General features: G+C 58.6%; 10 protein-coding genes. All 10 read right to left on the bottom strand.

Features of this window, described 5'->3' with window-relative positions:
- Positions 1 to 24 precede the first annotated feature (24 nt).
- Positions 25 to 1230, bottom strand: coding sequence for a spermidine/putrescine ABC transporter substrate-binding protein (locus tag AACZ26_RS11885; protein WP_339621839.1), 1206 nt, complete (start codon positions 1228 to 1230; stop codon positions 25 to 27).
- Between the two features lie 167 nt (positions 1231 to 1397).
- Positions 1398 to 4373 (bottom strand): FtsK/SpoIIIE domain-containing protein, encoded by a 2976-nt coding sequence (locus AACZ26_RS11890; RefSeq protein ID WP_339621840.1) that lies wholly within the window; start codon positions 4371 to 4373, stop codon positions 1398 to 1400.
- Positions 4374 to 4478: 105 nt separating this feature from the next.
- Complete coding sequence (locus AACZ26_RS11895) at positions 4479 to 6530, bottom strand: FHA domain-containing protein (RefSeq protein WP_339621842.1); 2052 nt, start codon at positions 6528 to 6530, stop codon at positions 4479 to 4481.
- Between the two features lie 232 nt (positions 6531 to 6762).
- Positions 6763 to 9054, bottom strand: a complete 2292-nt coding sequence (locus tag AACZ26_RS11900) for a transglutaminase domain-containing protein (RefSeq protein WP_339621844.1) — start codon at positions 9052 to 9054, stop codon at positions 6763 to 6765.
- Positions 9051 to 10481, bottom strand: coding sequence for a DUF58 domain-containing protein (locus AACZ26_RS11905; RefSeq protein WP_339621845.1), 1431 nt, complete (start codon positions 10479 to 10481; stop codon positions 9051 to 9053). The genes AACZ26_RS11900 and AACZ26_RS11905 overlap by 4 nt, the downstream gene beginning before the upstream one ends.
- On the bottom strand, positions 10478 to 11449 hold the full coding sequence (locus AACZ26_RS11910; RefSeq protein WP_339621846.1) for a MoxR family ATPase: 972 nt from the start codon (positions 11447 to 11449) through the stop codon (positions 10478 to 10480). The genes AACZ26_RS11905 and AACZ26_RS11910 overlap by 4 nt, the downstream gene beginning before the upstream one ends.
- A 9-nt stretch (positions 11450 to 11458) precedes the next feature.
- Positions 11459 to 17365 carry an Ig-like domain-containing protein gene (locus AACZ26_RS11915; protein WP_339621848.1) on the bottom strand — a complete coding sequence of 1969 codons (5907 nt, stop codon included), beginning with the start codon at positions 17363 to 17365 and terminating at the stop codon, positions 11459 to 11461.
- Between the two features lie 12 nt (positions 17366 to 17377).
- Positions 17378 to 18805, bottom strand: coding sequence for a protein kinase (locus AACZ26_RS11920; RefSeq protein WP_339621851.1), 1428 nt, complete (start codon positions 18803 to 18805; stop codon positions 17378 to 17380).
- 118 nt (positions 18806 to 18923) lie between these two features.
- Positions 18924 to 19718, bottom strand: coding sequence for a protein phosphatase 2C domain-containing protein (locus AACZ26_RS11925; RefSeq protein ID WP_339621853.1), 795 nt, complete (start codon positions 19716 to 19718; stop codon positions 18924 to 18926).
- A gap of 18 nt (positions 19719 to 19736) precedes the next feature.
- Positions 19737 to 20351 (bottom strand): FHA domain-containing protein, encoded by a 615-nt coding sequence (locus AACZ26_RS11930; protein ID WP_339621854.1) that lies wholly within the window; start codon positions 20349 to 20351, stop codon positions 19737 to 19739.
- Positions 20352 to 20379: the final 28 nt, after the last annotated feature.

Consider the following 20379-nt stretch of genomic DNA (forward strand, 5'->3'; position numbering starts at 1 on the left):
ACTCGGGTCGAATCGTTGAGCCAGTTAGCCTTTGCCCGTAATGCGGCGGAACTCGGCGTTGAATGCCTGGTCGTCTGTGGTGCTGAGCGTACGGAATGTGCTCGCTCGAGACATGGCGGTCGCATTGGGGAACGTGAACTGATTTGTCGCAAGCTTCGGGAAGTTCTCGATAGCGTACTCAAGAGTTCCGTCAACGGGGCTCACGCACCGGATCCATTCGACAACTTCTGTTGCGACCTGAGGGTCGTAGTAGAAGTTCATGAGCTTTTCGGCGTTTGCCTTATGCTGCGCCCCGGCAGGAATAACGAGTGAGTCGGTGAAGAAAGTTCCTCGTGATCCGGGAAGTAAGAACTTGAACTTTTCGTATCCAGCTTGAGCGTTCAGCACCGCAATATCGCCGGCACGAGCAAACCCGGCAATTGCTTCGCCCGACTTGAGCTTGTCAATGTAGTCACTGCCATAGACGCCGAGGATGTGCTTAGAAGCCAGATGCCCCTCGAGCACCGCACTGGCTTGTTTGAACTCGTCGATTCCCCAGATGTCCTTGGAAATGTCGACGCCTTGAGCCAGCAATAACATTCCCATGGTGTGGCGCATTTCAGCGAGGACAACAACTTTGCCCTTGAGATCGTCTTTCCACAGTTGCTCAACAGAAACGAGGCCCTTGGGATATTCGTCAGCATTCCAGGCAAGCCCGATGAATCCGCTCTGCCAAGGCAGTGAATAGTCGCGGTTAGGGTCGAAGTCTGGGCTCCGAAGTGTCTTCGTAAGATTTGCCTTGTTGGGGATATTTTCCGAGTCGAACTTTTGGGCGTACCCAAATCGGATAAGTCGAGCGGCCATCCAATCGCTGACACAAATGATGTCTGCGCCGGTGGGCTGCCCCAGGGCAAGCTGATCCTTCATCGTCAGGTAGAAGCCGACATTGTCTTTTACGACCGGCTTGTATTCGACGCTGATACCAGTTTCGCCCTTGAAAGCTTTGAGGGTAGCGGAGTGTCCGCTGAGATCCTCATCGATGTATGAGGGCCAGCTGGCCCACACAAGCGAGCTGTCGCTCTCTGAAATATCAATTGCGTCAGACCCACCCGGCGCGGCACACGCCGCAAGCGCCAAGGCGGACATACCTACTCCGGCCCCCTGCAACAGCCGCCTCCGGCTGAGTTGAGATTGCTTCGCCTGCAGCATTAGCTGCTGGATCGCATGATCCTGCGGAAGTGCTCTCGTCACGTTTTCTCCTTCGCCCCCACCAGTTACACCGATGGTAGTGAGCGCAGTCCGGGTTGTTATAGCCCCAGTTAGGAGGGGCTTTTGGCGCTTCACAATAATTTCATGGATGCAGCTCATTGTGGCGCGCAAAATGTGCCCAATTCGGGTACCGCAGAACGGGAATCGCGCTAGGGATTCTGCGCACTGGCATTGTCCGGTTGGTCACCGGGCTGATGTGTGCCAGGTAGCTGTACTCGCTCCGCGGGCCCGGTGCCCGTAATGCGCCAGTATTCGCGCTGCCCCGGGTTCAAGGGTGGGGGCAACTCTCTCGTCCGCGCGAGTTGGCGATATTCGCTGAGGCTGCATCCGTCGAGCACAATGTTGGCGTGACTCTGGAGCGACTGGAGCGCTCCCCAACGAGATTGCCATTCATCGACCGAGCCGATGAGGGCTATCGGCCCGAGAGTGTCGCCGTGATTGATCAGCAGGTTTCGTTCAGCGCCCGGTATTCCTTCGACCATTCGCACCGACCACCCCGCGGTACTACAGGCGACCGAAGTCGCCGCGGGGCGGGTACTCACCACCACAATCCCCTCACCTGCAGAGAGCGTCGCTACTAAAGCACGCTCTGCCACAGGGAGGCAGCGGCCGCTCTGAGCGATCTGCACGCGTTTACCGCGCCAGAGACCGCCTCCCGGGGGAAGAGCTTCGACAAAGTCTTCCGATCGCGCACCCGAGAGCACAAAGTCTTGCTTCGTCGCTAGCCTCGTCCGAAGCGTGCTCGGGAAGAGTGGGGAGACTGATTGCAATGCGGCTGTAATTCGTTGAGCACTTACAACGAATACGATGCCCGATGCTGGCCCTTCTCGAAGCAGCCGCGACAGCCGTTCCAGCACCACAGGGCGATACTCATCGTCGAAGCGCGACACCGCCGCGTCGAGATCATCGATCATGACGTGAACAGGCACTTGCCCCAAGTCTTGTTGCGGAAAAGCATCGAGGCGAGCATAAAGACGGTTGATTCCATCCCACAAAGCCGCTGGATCGGTTCCTAGTACGCGAACTTCGGATGAGCTCACGTGAGCAAGAGTGGCAAGAGCGCTGGTCTTACCGCTGCCAGGGGCGCCGAGTATCAGCAGATGCCCGTCGCCGGATGGGGACCAAGTCGCAATTCCGTGTCGCTGTTCTTCAGGCAGGTCAATCATCCCAAAGGTCAGCGCATCAGTGTCCCCTGCTGCGAGCGCCTCCGGATGCGCGAGCACCGCTGAAAGTGGAATGTGCTCGCTGAGCGGCTCGCACCATGGCCGTCGCGGTGCGGTACTCCGCTGCCAGTGCGCCACGACATTCTGGATGTCGCGGGGCTCGACTAGTGCGAACTGGCCGAGTTCAGCTGAGGAAGAACCATGAGCGACCCAAGCCCGACCTTTGAGTTGTGCCGGAAGTTCTGCTGCCCGGTCGCTTCCAATAACCGCAGAACTGTCAGCGCCATTATTGACGCGCAATGATATTCGCAAGTCGGCGTTAGCCAGCAAGGAGTCCCGCACCACGCCCGATGGCCGCTGGGTGCAGAGGATGAGATGCACTCCGAGCGAGCGCCCGCGCGCAGCAATATCACTAAACAAAGTATGGAGCTCGGGAAAGTCATCAATCATTGCAGCGAACTCGTCGACAACAATCACCAAGCGTGGCAGGCCCTCCAGTTCAGCGATGTCTCGCACTTTCGCCCGCGCCAGAGTGCGTTCACGGTGGCGCAGCTCGGCTTTGAGACTGGAGAAGGCACGAGCAGCAGCCGTGTCATCCAAGTCGGTGAGGATTCCCACCGTGTGTGGCAGGTTTGCTAAAGAAGCGAACGCGGATCCGCCCTTGAAATCGACGAGGAGGAAAGTGACATCCTCTGGAGCAGTTTCGGCGGCAATTGCGAGAACCCACGCAATCAACAACTCGCTCTTACCGCTGCCCGTTGTGCCGCCGACGATAGCGTGAGGGCCATCCACGACGAGATCGAGCCGCATGGCGCCACCGCGTCCCATCGCTGGCCGCGCTTCGAGCGATCGACGACGCGTCGCACGCGAATTGCTATCAGGATCCGCAAGCTGCGCAGTTTCAGAGAAGTGCACAATGCCCGGCAGGACGTCAATTCCCGTGGCCAAACCATCACGTGCTGCAATATTTCGCGCAGCTCGCACCCACTCTAGCGCCTGCTCGCGCCCGAGGAAGGACGGCTCAAACTCGCGGCGCTGGTGACGATCAGGGTGTCGGATAACCGCGATGCCGTCGCCGTGGGCTCGAATCACAATACGATGCCCACTGGGAGCATGCTCTTCATCAGCAACAACAATGATTGACACCCGTGCTGAAGAGTCTCCCAGCTCTCCCCACTGCACGCTCGCAACATCGTTGGGCTGCTGACTCGCCTCAGAGCGAATCCTTGACTGCTCGCCTCCCTGGAGCTGCCGATGAGGGAGCGCAGCACCCCATGCTTCCGTCGCGAACTCTCCCCCTAATCTCACCCAGCTCGTCGTTGGCGCGAGCGTTCGAGCTAGCTGGATAGCCAATGCTCTCGCCAATGACACCCCGATCAGTCTGTTACCAAAGATCGCAATACCCAGTCGTGCGTTGACGGCGATCGGCGCGCGTTCGAGGTATTCCGCCTGAGTCACGAGGCTCCGATAGCTTTCTTCCACTTCAGGCGACTGAGAGTCGTGAGAGCCGCCGCGATCAATCGAAATGCTGCTTCGAACAAGGCCGCGCCCCAGATGAACCGGAAGAACATCATGTGACTCGCGCATCCAGCGTAAGGAATCGGTGTGCACGTCGTTGACGAGCGCGATTGCGGACGGCGTTTTCTCCGCTAGTTCGTCAAGCTCGCGGCGATGGTAGGAATTGATCGCGTTCGCCGTTGTCGTAAGCTCCGTCGCAAATCGTGCACTTTCGACCCGACGCATGGCGCGAGAAGACACGCGCGAATCGATATAGCTCCCCGTGGCCGCCAATGGACCGAGCGCCGCAAAAATTAGCGCAAAGGTTGACCCGGTAATCAGCCAAATGGCGACAGCGGCCACTACCGGCACCGTTGCAGCGATAACCGGGAATCTAAATGGTGCTGGGCGCTGGGGTGCTGCGGGAAGAAGAATGCGAGTTTCGGCGGCTGGAGTCTCGTTCACTCCCCTACTTCACCAGAGGAGAAGCCCACCTATTTCTGCGCAGCAGCGCCGGTGCACAGGACTTGCGAATCTCGCGATGTGGAGGGAAAGACTCGTCACTCGCGATTAGCTAACGATGAAGAATTGCTCGCCGATTTCGACTCGCGTTCCCCGGACAACACGGTATCGCTTTCCTGCTTCACATCGCCGCGGTTCGACGCCTGGCTCACGAACAATCGTTCCATTGCCCGAGTAGCGATCACTAATCCAGAACACTCCGCTCATCTGACCGAACTCGAGATGTGTTTTAGACACCGATTTGCTGGGGTCTGTAATCGGAACAACTATGTCAAACTTTTCAGACGGTTCCGGGATCGGGTTCCGTCCGACAAGACCCGTTCCCGTCACAATAACGCTGTCACCGGTGCTGAACTGCAGCACGAAACGGCTGCCAGTGACGCTGCGCTCAACGATCCGCGTATCTTCAATGTCTGCGTCATCCGCCCCCAACGATGCCAGGGGAACGGGCGGCGAAATGGGAAGCTCCACCCGCTGGTTCGACTTCGGCGGCGGAGCGAGCACTGAAAATGCCGGAGCACTCGAAGCACTCGGCGTGGCGGCATCCTCGCGGAGCTCTGGCGAACTTTCCGGTGCCACTCCGCGCGCTGGTGCGTCGTCCGTGTGATTCTTGGCAGGAGGTGCGTCATCCGCGTCACCGGCGGAATTGGGGTGTTCGGAGGTACTGCTATCGCCGGGCCGTTCGCTCCCGCCACTAACCGCTAGAGTCGGCGCAGGCAGTTCATCCCCGGGCTCGATCAGCGGTATAGCTTCGCCTGCTACGTTCAGTTCCGACTCTGTCGGCGCGGCGACGGTCTCGGACTCCGAAGTCTCGACCGTACTCGGCGCGTTTACGGATGCCCGAGGCGCGGGGATCTCCAGCGACTCCGGTTCGCGCTGCTCGCTTTCGACTACGGTAATTGCTCCAGTAACGACTAGAGGGCGCTCGCTGCTGGATTCGGTCAAGTGCACCTCAGGCGTGCTCGGCTCGAGAGGACTGCGCGCAGCATCGATCAACTCGGCGCCGTTATCATCGCTGACGTTGTGCTTCGCTTCATCGTCAGGGTTTGAATCGGAGCGCCCGACTACCTCAAATGACTCAACCTGCGCGACTTCAGCAGGGCGCTCACTCGGGGCAGGAATTCCCCGAGGAGAGTGGTCTGGAGCGGCAGGCTGCGAGCGAGATCCTGGCCCGACGCCATGCTTCACGAATCCACAGGATCCGCAGAAAATATCAGAGTCAGAGAGCTCCACTCCGCACTGCGCGCACGAGTCGACGGATTGAGTGCTTGCTCCCGGCGGCTCCTTGCTATCGACCTTGTCTGGCGCAACTCCCGCAAGATCATCGGTCGTGTTCTCGGTCGCCGCGACTATACGGGGCTGAGTTCCGTACCCCTCGGGCTCCGAAGCGCTGAGCCCAGATTCGTCGTTCTCAGCATCCCTTGCCGGTGGGGCAGGCCGATTGTCGACGCGTTCTGACGCGAGCGGGGCGAAGGCGGATGCTCGCAAACGCTCGGCCGTAGTGAAGACTGTCTCATCGCCAAGTGGACGAACTGGCTTCACTCGCAGTGGTTCAGCTTCGTGAGGAATTTCGTCCGGCCGCCCCACCTTACTCAGGTCAGGTTCAAACGTCGAGCGTTGCAAGGGCGCTGGTTCCACGAGCGGTTCGGGCGAACTTCTCACTGGTTCGGCGGTGTTTTGCTGGTGGTCCGAAAATCTTTCGGCATCGTTATCCTGAGGGCGCGATCCTTCTCCATCAGTCACAGTATCGTCGCTGCCAATCGGTTCATCATCGTGCGGAATTGTTGTTACAGGCTCAGCAATCTCGTCATAAGGCCCATCTTCATCAAGCGGAAATGATTCACCATGCCGGTTAGCTCCATCGAACGACATCGAGTCGGCCACGTCCTCAGATATGTTCGCGTCGCCGTGCATCCCGCCGTCGTGCACATCAACGACGCTTGACGGAATGTGTAGCGTCAAGGGTTGACCAAGTTGAAGCGCTTGCCCGCTTGGTTCAGGCACCGCCGCAATTGGTGCGTAAGCGTCGCTCTCAGCGCCCGGGGGAACAGTTGCGATCTCGACAATAGTCTCGACGGCAGGCGTGATTTCGGAAGTCACATCGCTCTCTGTCTCGGCTGAGACATGCTTGCGGCGACGCAGCGCGCCGAGGAAAGCACTAGAGCTCTTGGTCGCCGAACGCGCGGTCCCCGCAACGGTGGGAGCAGTAGATTCAGCGCCAGCAGTGCCCCTGCGGGCGCGACGTGATAGCGCCGGCCGCCCACACTCAGCGCAGTACACAGCGTCGTCGGGCAGTTGCGTCGCGCAGAAAGAACAATTCACGGGTAGTCCTCTATCGCTTAAACAGACTTGTCACACTATAGCCACCGAGCGATCGCAGCGATATTTTGGTCAAGAATCGCGCCCAGCGCGACAGTCCAGAGTTGAGTTGGGTTTCCAACTGCGCCATCTTTGTCCAGAACGCGTCCACTTCAGCGGTTTCGGGAGTAACCCCCGAGAAAATAGCGCGGTCAGCGTGCTCGGCAAGGTCACGCGCATCAGGCGTCGCCATCACCGCCGCAACCTCCGTTCGTGTGCCCGAAACCGGCGGCGCATAGCCGTGATCGATGAGTGAATCCTCGAACTCTTGCCAGCCACCACTGATCTGGTCAATGCTCGACTCAGCACGTTTGCGCAATTGGCGACGTCGCAGCTTCGCGGCAATGATGAGCAAGAACGGTGCCGCAAGCGCTAACAATACAAGCGCAGCCCAGCCCGCGATGCGCAGCGCAGCAAGAACTGCTTGGAGCACGGGGTCCGCTCCAGGTTGCAACGCCTGCTCGCTATCAGGATTCGACTGCCGATTTGTTGTGTCAGATTCGATATCCGGCGGCTGGACGACTGTCTGAGGCCGCGCAACCTGCGCGATGTCATCAGGGTCCTCATCCGGAATCTCTCGAAGCGGCGGGTTCGGGTCAATCGTGACCCAGCCGTACTCCGCCGTGTTAACTTCGATCCACGCAGAAACATCGTCACCGCGAATCTGCGGATCTGACGTCACAAAGCCGAGTACTACGCGGGCCGGAAATCCTAGCTCGTTCGCCATCGTGGATGCCGCGACAGCGTATTGCTCCCCGTCACCGATCATGCGCGGCGCCGTCACCAACTCCACGAGACGGTCGGCAGAATGACCCGACCGGCTTGCTGGTTCGTCCACGCCAACGCCATGGCTTACATATCCTTCAGCGGCGAGACCGGAAAGCATGGCTTCAAGGCGATCACCCGGCGAGGTGAACCCGCGCACGTACTGGTCGAGTTTTTCAGTGAGTTCTTCCGGCGACGCCATGATCGGAGGAACCTCGGCTAGACCGGGAGTCAGGGAACTGAGTTCACCTTCGCTGGGTTGTCGCGGGGAAACGCCCTCGAACGTGTAGGTGTCGCCTCGCTCTAGGCCGTCAACCACGGCTGCAGTGCCGGAAACTTTGTTGTAGTAGAAGGAATCTCGGAGGTCAGCGGCCCGCTCACCTTCAAAATCAAGTTCCTCGAAGAGTCCCACCGTCGGAAGCCACACTCCGGAGTAACCAGAAATGGTGATCGTCATACTGACGTTTTCGCCGTCTACCGCTGATTGATCAAAGCGCGACGGAACTCGAGAGAAGGTGCCGGACGCGCTCGACGTTTGGTCGCTCCCCACTGCATAAACCACCCCGTTATAGCTATCCAGGGTAGCGAGCCTCACCCGCGTCCCCAAAGGAACCCCAGACACTTCAAACAGCACGGAGTTGGCCGTGCTCGGCTGCCAATAGCGTCGAAAACCAGACAGCGGGCTGACGTAGTCGCGAGGATCAAAGGGCTCGACGATTGCCGTGCGCAAAACCGATCGGTCGTTTGTAGGCGGTGCCACACGTGCCGCCGTCAACGCGAGAACTGACGCGATTGCGAGAATAACGACAGCGCTGATGACAGTACGAACTCCCGCGAATCCAAACTCGCGCTTGCGACGCGCAACTCCGGCTTCATCCATCGCAGCTTCAAGGGCGTTTACGGTGTCCCGACGCCGGCGCCAACGGAACCACACCAGTGTCAGGGCAATCACGACGAGAAGCATGAGAGATAAGGCAAGAGGCTGATCGGGATAGGTCGGCCCGAGAGCTATAGCCATGATGAAAATGACGATGGATGGCACCACTGAGAGTTCTGCGACCCGTGCGCGGAAGGCGATACTCAGCGACACCACTGTGCCGAAATAGACCAGTACAAGGGCAGGTACGAGAAGTGCCTGATAGTCCCCCACCGGCAGCGAAATCGTCAACAGCTGTTTCCAGCCGAGCGCGACTCCGGCCACCAGATCGCGAAGACCCTCAAGCGAGGGCACGACTCCAAACTGAGTTTCCGACGGTACCGCTACCGGAACCCCAATAATCAGAAAGATTGCGATCGCGACGAGGAAGGTGGCGAGAAATGACCACGAGCGCCACAGCGCAATCCCGGCAACAAGAGAACCAGCGAGGATAGCTGCGGCTATCAGAATAGTGAGGGCCGGTGTGCGGTAAATCGGCCAGAGCGCAGCAGACGAGATCGCGATCGTCAACCAGAGCAACATCCCAGAGACCACGACGAAGGATAGAGACGCAGGCTTTGTCATGCACCCGCCGATCGCGCGAGAGCTCGCTTGAGCTCTTCGAGGTAGCCAATGGTGAGCACGCTCAGCCCGGCAACACGACGCAGTCCGGGCACCGCTTGGGGGTCACACACAATAGCTACGACTTCGACATTCGCCGCGAACTTCGTTGATGCTGCTCGAAGCTGCTGTGACGTCACCGTCGACCCGCAAATAAGAAACGCAACCGATACGCCGCTGGTTTGCTCGGAGGTTACTCGCGCAACATCGATCAGGCGCAGTGCTGTGTCGGCGCTATGAACTCGTGTGAGGTCATCCAGCAATCGCGTTCCGGTAAGTGTCGATAGCGTTCGAACAGCAAAAATTTTGCGCTTCGCAAACTGCGGTGTCTGCTCACTCGCAACAACAGTGACAGTTCGCGCGTCGCGGATAGCCTGCGCTCCGAGCGAGCCAGCAACGCTGACGGCCATCTCGAACTCGTACTCGTTTTCATAGTCCGCGCTTGCGAGGCTCAGTGCAATAACGAGATGACTTCGTCGAGTCTCTTCAAACTGTCGCACCATGTATCGACCGGTTCGCGCCGTAGTTTTCCAGTGGATGTTGCGTCGTTCGTCTCCACGGACGTATTCACGCAGCGCGTGAAAAGAAATGTCGTTGTTAGCGAGGTCTTTGGTCGGGTTGCCTTCAAGATCACGGATGAGTCCGGTGCTTACACTCGGGATGCTGATAGTTCGTGGGTGCACAAATATCTCTGAGGAGTCGGTCCACACCAACTCTCGGCGCACAAGCCCCACAGGGTCGGCTCGAACAGTGCGCACGGGGCCAACGGAAATAACGCCACGGCGGTTGGTCGGAATCGGGAATTCATGGGCGGATGATCCGCCAGGGCGAAGACTGGGCAATACAGCCTCAGCAACCGTCGACGCTACAGGGATCTCCGCGATGACTCCGAGACTGCGCCGTTTTCCTTCGTTGAGGCCGTGCACTTCGCCACTAGCTGACTCTCCCACGACCACTCGCTGGCGATCGACTCGAAGGCTAATAGCTAAGTGACTGCGCCCCAAAAGATAAATCGCCGCCATGAGCGCGAGAGCGATAAGCGCGAAGCCCACCACGACTAGCTCACTCCACGAAATCGAGTACCCGACCGACAAGGTGATCGGGATCAGCAATAGTACGACCCACCCGACGGGTGTAATTACGGATGTGACCCGCTTCGAGAAACGCGAGAGGATGCCGCGAGCGAGAATGACAAAGCGAACCGACGTCACGATGAGATCAGCAAGAAACCCCGTGCGGTATCCAACGATGCGCGTGCGCGCGTTGTCAAGACCTCGGATTGCGGTCGGATAATCCTCGTCTGGGCGCGACCGTTCTCCGCCCGGATCTGATTTCTCCGCTACGGACTGTTTCGATTTCCCCTTGGCGACTCGGTTAAGAAGTGAACTCACACGGCTTGCCGTTCTGTCGGCGGTGGGTTCTCGATGAGGATCTGCGCAATAACGCTAGAAGCAGTAACGCCCTCGAATTCAGCTTCGGCGTCGATAACTAGGCGATGAGCCAGCACCGATTCAGCGAGAGCCTTGACATCGTCAGGGACAACGTAGTGACGACCATTGGATGCCGCGAGCGTCTTCGCTGCACGCATGAGTGCGAGGGCACCGCGCACGCTCACCCCGAGGCGCACTTCTGTTGCGCTACGTGAGGCTTCGACGAGTCGGCTTACATAGTCGTTGATCGTGGGGTCGACGTGCACCGTGCGGGCTAGTTGTGCCATCTCCACCACAAGCTCCGCGCTTACGACAGGCTCAATAGTCACTGAGTGCGCTGCAACGTCAGCACCATCAAGAATTCGCATCGTGGAAGCGCGGTCGGGATAACCAATGGACGCCTTCATGAGAAAGCGATCAAGTTGTGCTTCCGGCAGCCGGTACGTTCCAGCCTGCTCAATGGGGTTTTGTGTTGCAATCACCATGAACGGCGATCCCACGGGGTGCGTCACGCCGTCGACGGTAACTTGGCCCTCTTCCATCACTTCAAGAAGAGCAGCTTGAGTCTTGGGACTAGCACGGTTGATTTCATCGGCAAGAACAATGTTCGAAAAGACCGGCCCCGGGTGGAACTCAAATTCGTTCTCCCTTTGATCAAAAATGCTCACGCCCGTGATGTCTCCCGGAAGCAGGTCAGGGGTGAACTGGATGCGGTTCGTCGTTCCCGAGACGCTTTGAGCGATAGCGCGTGCGAACGAGGTCTTTCCCGTTCCGGGGTAGTCCTCGAGGAGGAGATGGCCTTCGCTCAGCAATGCTGTGAAGCCAAGGCGCACTACAAAGGTCTTGCCGAGAAGGACCTGTTCAACGTTTGTCACAAGTCGGTTGAAGCTCTCTGCGAACCATGCGGCTTCGTCGGGGGTCATGGTCATAGTGCACCTCTAGTCATAGTCATATCCGCTGTATGTTCTCTCGTAACTTTGGCCGCTATTGGCTATCACGCGGATAACGAGGGTGGGAGTTTCGAGCAAGCCAACGTCAGCATGGCAGCTTGCCCCTGGAACGCTAGTATCTGCCGTCTGCCACGGCCCGAGAGTGGCGCCGCCGCAACGATACTGCACGCTCTCGTAATCGCCGCTGGGCCAGTTGAGCCATGAGAAGGTTCCACTCGCGTTGAGCACATCGTTGTCGGAAGTGAAAGCGAGACCGCTTACTGCGGGATTCACGGGCACGCCGAGGGAAAACGCCGCCGACCACTCGGGCTGACAAATGGGTCCGGAGCCGTAGCTACGGCACGCTCTCACCTCAACAGAAATGTCCTGGCCATACTGTTGATTGCCATCCGCTGTCAGGAACGAGCCAAGCGCGACCGGACCATAGATCGTTCCGGGAACTGTCCCTCCGCTTAAGCGGTAGTAGAGGGTGTAGTCGCTGTCGAGGGGGTTGGCCCCCATCATTCCGCCGTTCATCGTGAAGTCGAATCGGTTTCCGTTAGCAACGGGACCGGCAGTATTGAGTGCGGTGACCACCGCTGGCGGGGTGTGTGCGATCACTGTCGGCGTCGCGGTGCACCCCTCGCCGTTGCTTGCGAATACGAGCATCGTGTAGGTGCTGTTGGGGGCAAGCCCAGAAAGCGTCGCCGACGATCCCGTGCCTACAGCAACAAGCTTTGCCCCATTGCTCGTAATCGCTCCATTCGCCGCGCACGTCGGTTGCGTTCCCGTGTACGCAGCCGCCGTGTAGGAGGTCACCGGGCGGCCGTTCTCGTTGAACGCACCAGCCCAACTCAGGTTGACTGTTGTGTCGTTGACGACCGACGCCACTGGGGCAGCAAGTGCAATGGGCGGTCCCGCGGGTACAGCGCTTCGCGGTTCGCTGGTGTTCCACACGGAGAGCGCCGTGTAGGCAGCGTTGCGCGCACTGACCGTGTACGACACAGCGACACCATTATCGAGAACCCATGTCGATGGTGTCTCCCAAATACACGTTGAAGCATCGCACTGGGCCAGACCCAGCGTCGTCTCGAAACCGCCAACGACAACACGGTAGCGATCTACTGCGGAACCTCCCGCAGGAGTGGGCACCGCATTCCACGTCAAGCGCAGCCCGTGGTCGAGCGGCGATGCGCTCAGAGTCGTCGGAGCTGTCGGAATGATGTCCGACCATACAGAGTCAGCGAGGGTGACCGCTTCCGACTCACCGATCGCGTTCACCGCAACGACGCTAACCTTCACAGAGTTGGATGGGCCGTTGCCCGTCGTTGCAATTTCACACGTCGTTCCTGCGCACTCGGTAGCATTCACAACAACGCCGCCTGACCGTGTCGTCACACGATACGAAGTAATGGGCGAGTTATTGGACGGCCCTGCATTCCAGCGCATCATGATGGTTTTGTCGCCAAACCCACTTGGCCCAAGGTTAGAAACAGGATCGGGCTTGTCTTGCACTGAGATTACGACGCTTCCCCAGACGTAGCGACTCTCATCGTTCGTGGCGTCAGCTACGCGGTACTGGAGGTTAACGTCACCGGGAACCGCAGCTGCAGAAACAGTCACTGTGAGAGTGCGATTGTCGCTGCTCGGAACGATTGAAAGTCCCGCAGGAATCGTGCCCCCACCAAGGCCGCGGATGTCGATCACGCGCAACGGTGCTCCGGGAAACGGGTTTGTGGATGCGTCATTAGCGAGCACATCGATCACAGTAGTTTCGCCACGCTTGACGATTTCAAGGTCAGCGGCCGGGCTAGCCAGGGGCCGGGTTGATGGCACTACGTTGAGTTCGATGCGCCCAGATTTTCCCTCAGAAAGATCATCTTGAACCCCGAGCGAGATCGACGTGCGTGTTCCTTTGAACGCGCTGTCGTTCGCGCGCAGCGTCAGCATCGTGCCCTTGAGGGAATAGGTAAATGCTTCGGGCAGCGGACTCAGCACGGTATAGGCGAGCTCATCAAGGTCATCCGGGTACGGATAATTGGTCAATTTGAGAAGATCAATCTCCTTCTCTTGACCGGGCTCGAAGTCGATGACGGCACCCCCGAACACGGGGGCTTGGTTGTCACGAGGAAGCACCTCAATGGGAAGAACCAAGATGGCGGTGCGTCCATCTGGATCTGTCGCGGAGCTACCATCAGTCACTTCAAAAGAGATGGATGCGGGCCCAAAGTACTTTTCCGCTGAAGTGAAAACGAGGGTGTCCTCGTCGCGAACGAGGTTGGAACCGTCGCTATGAGTGGCGAGAACCGTGCTGGAATCGGTAAGGCGCACGGGGTTGTCACCTACCGCAATGATGTAGTCGTTGAGATCGATCACGAGAGTGCTCTCGCTGTTGATGCTCAATTTCTTTGCTCGGCGATCAATCTGTGGAAGGGCATCGTTATAACCCGGAACTTTGATGAAGGCGTAGCTGAAAACTGTAGGGTCGGCGGGGTTCGTCACACGAAAGGGAATGATCTGCCCGGTGTCTCCGACAGTGACTTCAATCTTCTTGTCTGTTGTAACTGTCGCTGCGTCTCCAAAGCCCGGGTAGATGCCCAGCGACAATGTTCGCGGGTCACCATCGGCGAAGAACACGCCAGCGAGCACGTCGACTGTCACGCGATTACGATCAAGAACATCCGAAAGAGTCAAAACGCTGTCGGTAGCCACGGGATAGGCTGGCTCTGCATCAGGGTCGACCGTGACACGGATAAAGTTCTGGCTCGATCCGCCGGTCTCGTTCTCAATCGAGTAAATGATGCCGTAGTCACCGGGAGTTTCCCCAGGAGTGACTTTGACCACGTCGCCGTCGATTTCGGCGACAGTATCAGGATTGTTTGGCTCTACTGATACGACGGACAGCGGGCTGCCATCAGGATCGGAGTCATTCGCGAGAACCTGAACAGAAACCGTGATTCCTGGTTTAACCGTCACCTCATCGATGATCGCAACAGGGTTGCGAGCCCCGTCGAGTCGAGGACTAATGCCGATAGTGATTTCGCCGTTTGCTCGAGCCCCGAGCGAGTCAATCAGGGTGTAGCTGAACGTGTCAGTACCCGCCGAATACTCTCCCGCTTCGTACACAAACGTATTGGAATCGACCTCGATGACCGCGCCTTTATTGGGGTTCGTCGCCTGGCCGAGCAAGAGCACAGAGTCGCCGTCGGGGTCCGCAGAAGTCAAGGGAATTTGCACGCGCACGGTGTCGCCCGCGAGAACTCGGGCCGTCACCGTCGGCGGAACCGGAGGGTTATTGCTGGCTGCGTCGAGCTCCCGCACAGCAATGCGCACGATCGCTGTCGCGGACTGTCCGTCTGGTCCGGCTACTTGATATGCGGCAGTGAAGTTACCCGTGCGCTCGGGAGCAAGGTAGCGCAGCACATCTCCAGAGGCAAAGAGAAGACCAGAGTCATCGGGCAGGTCTTGCGCCAACTTTGGCACGAGCGAGAGTTCCAGCCCATCGGGATGTTCGTCGTTGAGAAGAACGCGGATATCGACAGCTTGGCCAACGCGAACCGTTACCGAGTCGTCATTAGCGATCGGTGCCTGCAGCCGGGATGGTGCTGGAATTTCGACGACCGTAATCACACCGACAGCATCCGCCAGTCCGTTGCTCACGCGATAGTTGAAACTCACCGGACCGTCGTCTAGCGGGGCTTCCAAGCTCACGCGAACAAGTCGCTGTTCAAGGATTTCCGCCCGCACCCCAGAGCCCACAGGAAGGTTCATCGTCTCCGTGACGAGGAGAACACCGCCAGCCGGGTCGACGTCCGTTCCGGCAACGTCGATTCGCTCGTTCTGAAGAGTCTGCACGAAGACTGTCTTAGGCACCGTGATTGGTGCAGTATTGGCGTCCGGAGGCGCTACAACATCGATTCGCACAATCGCAGTGTGGGTAAGGTTTCCGTCGGTGACGACGTATTCAAGGTTATGACTGCGGATTTCGTCACTCTCGAAACGAAACGTTCCTGTCTCGTAGCTCGGGAGGACTTGCGCCCCAGTCTTGGACGGAACGCTAGTGAGCCGGATGTTGCCGTTCCCACCGCGAACATGGCCTAGCGGAGACACCGTAACTTCTTTGCCTGCGTAGGCGAGCACCACGAAGGGGTCGGCCTCGATGGGAACTTCGCCCGCGGGCTTCACCGACAGCGATACGCTTCCGGAGCTCTCACTTGTGCCATCCGAGACAACGAGCGTGACGACTTTGAGTTCTCCGCCCGCGCCAGAATCGGAGAAGACGAGGTCGCCGCCTGGTTTATAGCTCACGACATCGGGCGAAGCAACGGAGGCGTTCGTGAGATAGAACGGGTCTCCGTCTGGGTCTACCCAGTCGCCGAGAATCTGATTCGACACACGGCCACCCGATTGAACGGTGAATTTAGTGGCGCGCACTTGTTGCGGCGGCGAATTCTCCGAGTCCGAGCGAATTTCTACAGTGACGCTCGCGCTGGCCGACCCGCCGCGTCCATCACTGATCGTGTAATTGAACGCGACTTCGCCGCTGGCGCCCGGCTCGAGCGTTAGCTGGATTTGCTGTCGCTCGTTTATGCGGTCGATTCGACCGATACTTGGGCTAATCGTCGGGAGCTCCTCGACCACGAGGACGTCGCCGTTGGGGTCGTAGTCGTTCAGCAGCACCGGCAAAACGGTTGCGCGGCCGGGCCGCGCACCGAAGGTGTCGTCGACGGCGACCGGAGGCTGCTGAACTTTGTCGACCTCAGGCTCGACATCGACAAGGTTCTGCTCGACCTCAGGCTCTTCGTCTTCAGCAGTGATTAGTTGATTCCAGTTATCGATGAGCTCGCCGCCGTCTTGCACAGCCCAGGTACGGCCAGATAGCCGATCGTTGAGCACAGCGCGAGATCCATTTACTGAGTACGAAAGCTGAGCGTTAGCTTGCATCTCACTGAGTTCGAGCATGACGCCCTCGCCTGCATCCGCGGGACACCGTCGCCAATTTTCACCACTCGACCATGCCGCAAACTCGCACTCTCCCAGTCGCAATGGAGCCGCTGCGAGACCTGACTGTCCCGTGGCTAGCCCGACCGCCGCGGCACCGTTCAGGGGAACACTCAGAACTCCGTTGCTGTAACCAATAAGCACTCGTTCTCCACCCACGGAGGGAGACTGCAGAATCGTGCCGTTGCCGCCATCCACGAGTCCTGTGAGATCAACTTCACGCCCGTCCATATGCAGCAATCCGGCATCCGAATCGAGAATTGCCCACTGGCCTGCAGCCGAGGTGATGCTCAATTCAGCTTCGGGATCAAGTGCAAGATCTACGGTGGACTCGGCGATGTCTGAAATCGCCGCATTCACCCGGAATAATTGGCCAGCCGACGGAGAATAGGCAAAGAGAAGGCCGTCTTCATCCACGCTGACAATGGCATCGGCACCCAGACTCAACGATGCGGGAGATTCCGCATCAAAGTTCAAAAAGTCATCGTACGATCTAATCCACAATTCGCCCGTGCCGTGTTCTAGTACCACAACGTTGTCGCCCGCGAAATACACTTCGGGCTGGTTGGGCGGAAGCGCGACGCTCTCTTCTACTTGCGAAAGGGCGGGGTCGATGACATCGATAGAACTCTCGGATCTATCGAACAGCAGAACGCTTTGACCTTGCTGCACGACGTCCAGATCAGCGCTTTGAGCGCTGACGACAGAGTTGATCTCAAGAACTTCAGTGTTTGCGCGCCCAATTGCCTGCTGTTGGTTATTGGCCACCCAGACCGCGCCGTCGGCCAAGTCAACCTGTTGAGCGGTATACCCTGTCGACACAATCGCGACCGTAGCGACTAGCGCTACGATCGCAGAGACACTCACCACGCCGATCGCTGTAGAGCGGCGCGCCTCGACCCAGCGCTTAATCACGGCTCTGCGTCATCACGGCAACACCGCGCACTTCTCCGCGCTAGCGGGGCCGGACTTGCCTTCGCGAGTAACCGTGACGGAGACGCAGACATTCTCGCCGGGCTCAGCGTCAACGACGAAATTCGGCTCGCGCTGCTGCACCGAAGGTTGTCCATCAGTCGTGGCAATTTGGTAGAAATCGCCAGGTTCGAGGCCCGGATCGCGCCAAGAGAATTCCACGACGTCGTCAGAGACTGACGCTGAGATATCGCTGACGACGGGAATGTCGCTCGAGCCTGATTGCAATTGTACGAACGTGACAGTCGCCCCAAGCACGACGACGAATGCGGCAAGCGCAACGCCGATCCAGGCGACGGTTTGCATACCGCGCGTTGTAGGAATGGGGCTCATGCCTGTCTTTCGGCGTGACACCTTGCCTTCAGCCGCTTCGCTGTCGAATGAGCCAAAATTGTCGTCGATAGCGGCAGGCTTTCGGCGTTTGCGGCGCTGCGACGATGTCATCGGTGACGATTGCCCCGGGCGCACCCGAGTGCGGTCTTCAAGTTCGGCGACGGTGGCCAAAGCCCAGTCATCCATCGCCACTTCAATCGGAGTTTGCGAGAGACCCAATTCGGATTCGACCGCCTGCAGCTCATGCACGAGCTCGAGAACGCTACCTTGGCGGGCTTCTGCCTTGCGCGACATCGCGCGGTTGAGCGCGCGTTCGAGGCTCTCCGGCACGTCGCTTCTGCCTGTAGAGCGAGGTTTGGCGCGATTGATGCGCGAAATCAAATCGGTCGACTTGTTCGGCTCCCCTGGCACTTCGAAGGGAGAACGCCCAGCGAGCAAAGAATAAACAGTCGCTGCAAAAGACCACAGCTCTGATTCGATCGTGCCAGCGGTCTCATCCATGAGAACTTCGGGCGCCGACCACGGAATAGACATCCCAACAGCCTCAAGGTTCTCGGACTCGCTGAGGGTAGCCGCAATACCGAAATCGGAAAGCACCGGATGCCCATACGCGGTTGTCAATATATTGGAGGGCTTAATGTCGCGATGCAAAACACCAGCGCGGTGAGCCGTCTCGATGGCGCTGCCGATCTTGATGCCGATCCGCAGCACTTCGGGCACCGGTAGTCGTTCGACTCGGTACCTCTGACTAAGTGTTGAGGAACACAGTTCCATAACCAGGTAAGGGCGACCGTCCGATGAAACACTCGCCTGATAGACGGTGAGAATCGAGGGGTGGGAGCTGAGCTGAGCCATCAGGTTAGCTTCAGCCTGAAACATCAGGCGAACTTGGTCGTTGACGACCTCGCTGAGCATGACCTTGACAGCAACTTGTCGCCGAGGCATATTCTGCTCATACAGAAAAACATCGGCGAACCCGCCCGATCCGAGAACGTGCACATGAGAGAACCCGGGCAGGGCAGGAGGATCTGAAGGCAGTCTTCGAGCCACAGAACCCCCTAACATGTCGTCGAGTTCGATCATTCTAAGTGAGTAATGCGCTCAAAACTCAGTTTCTGCCCCTTGTCTGGGGTCACATTGTCTGTCCTCAGTATGGAGGACTAGACGACTAGGTCGCCGACGGTATTTCTAGCACATCAACGACAATTGTCGTGATGTTGTCCCGGCCGCCACTTTCCAAGGCAAAATCGATGAGCTTCGCCACCGTTTCATCAGGAGAAAGTCGCTGCATGAACAGTCGCGCAATCTCCTCGTCCGGCACCTCTCGAGTGAGGCCATCAGAACAGATCAATAGGCGCTGGTCGCGCTGGATTGGAACCATCCAAAAGTCTGGTGCCGGCGCAGCGTTGAAGCCGATGGCCCGAGTGATGATGTTGGCGTCCGGATGGACTTCGGCTTCGTCACGCGAGATAAGCCCCGCTTCGACGAGGTTCTGAACCACTGAGTGGTCTCGTGTTACTTGCACGAGCTGATCATCTTCGAAGTTATACACACGGCTATCGCCGACATTGAAAACGGCGAAGCTCGCCGCTTCGTGGTGCTCAGTGATCACAGCGCCAGTGACGGTCGTCCCCACGCCAAGTTCGCTGTCTTGAGCGATGAGGCCGATATAGTCCGTCGCACGTTCAAGTGCGCGCTCGACAGCGCGCGCGGGAAGAAAGTCACCCGTGATTGCGTCATCGAGTCTTTCAACGACAGCGGCGCTAGCCAGATCTCCTGCGGAGTGACCGCCCATGCCGTCGGCCACGGCAAACATAGGAGAACGCGCAACATAACTGTCCTCATTTGCGGCGCGCCGATGTCCCGTATGAGTGCCCGCAGCCCACGCAAACGTATACGTCTGTTCTGCTCGCCCCGGCAGGGCGATGGTGTGCCCCGGGTTGTTGCCGCCGATTTCGGTCACGGCTACCTTCCTGCCCGCTTACTCCAGACGCCGCCGAGGCAGAATCCGAATAATGTTTCCATCTCCAATATCCACTAGCGTGCCGGCGGAAACCACCACCGACTCACCCTGACGGAGTTTTCGTGCTGCATTGCCTGGAAGCTGAACGATCGAACCATTGGTGGAACGCAGATCGGTCACGATCACTGAACCGCCTAATTGGCGCACTTCGACGTGCGTCTCTGAGACCTCTCGCTGCGGCGATTGCACGGCAACTAGTCGCGGTCCGATGCCTTTCACGATGCGCGGCGGTCGCGGGTCTCGCCCAAAAACGCACGCGTGTTCGAGCGAATACATCTGGCCCGTGCTGTCGAGTTGCACTCCGTAATAGAGAGCTGCGGATGGCGCAGACTGCACAACAGGAGCTCGCGGCGGTGTGACCTGGGCAGCGGCGCGCGCCCGCAAGCGCGCTGCCTCCTGGGCAGTCGTAGGAGACGCTTGCTTCGCATGTGACTCGGGAGGGCGCTCATACGGCTTCACGACCGCCGAACTCCGCTTCGAACCCATGATGATCGTGTCATCAAGATCAGGCATGCTCGACTGAACGTGTGGCCGTTGGGCCCCCGTTACTGTGTCATCGAAGTCATGCTTCACGCGGCAATCTTAGGCACGCTCAACGAGT

It is taken from the genome of uncultured Salinibacterium sp. (assembly GCF_963974405.1).
In the GTDB taxonomy this organism is placed as follows: domain Bacteria; phylum Actinomycetota; class Actinomycetes; order Actinomycetales; family Microbacteriaceae; genus Rhodoglobus.

Bases quoted from the DNA above. Each gene is read 5' to 3' on its own strand.
- AACZ26_RS11900 (WP_339621844.1), bottom strand. From the start codon at position 9,054: ATGACAAAGCCTGCGTCTCTATCCTTCGTCGTGGTCTCTGGGATGTTG.
- AACZ26_RS11910 (WP_339621846.1), bottom strand. From the start codon at position 11,449: ATGACCATGACCCCCGACGAAGCCGCATGGTTCGCAGAGAGCTTCAAC.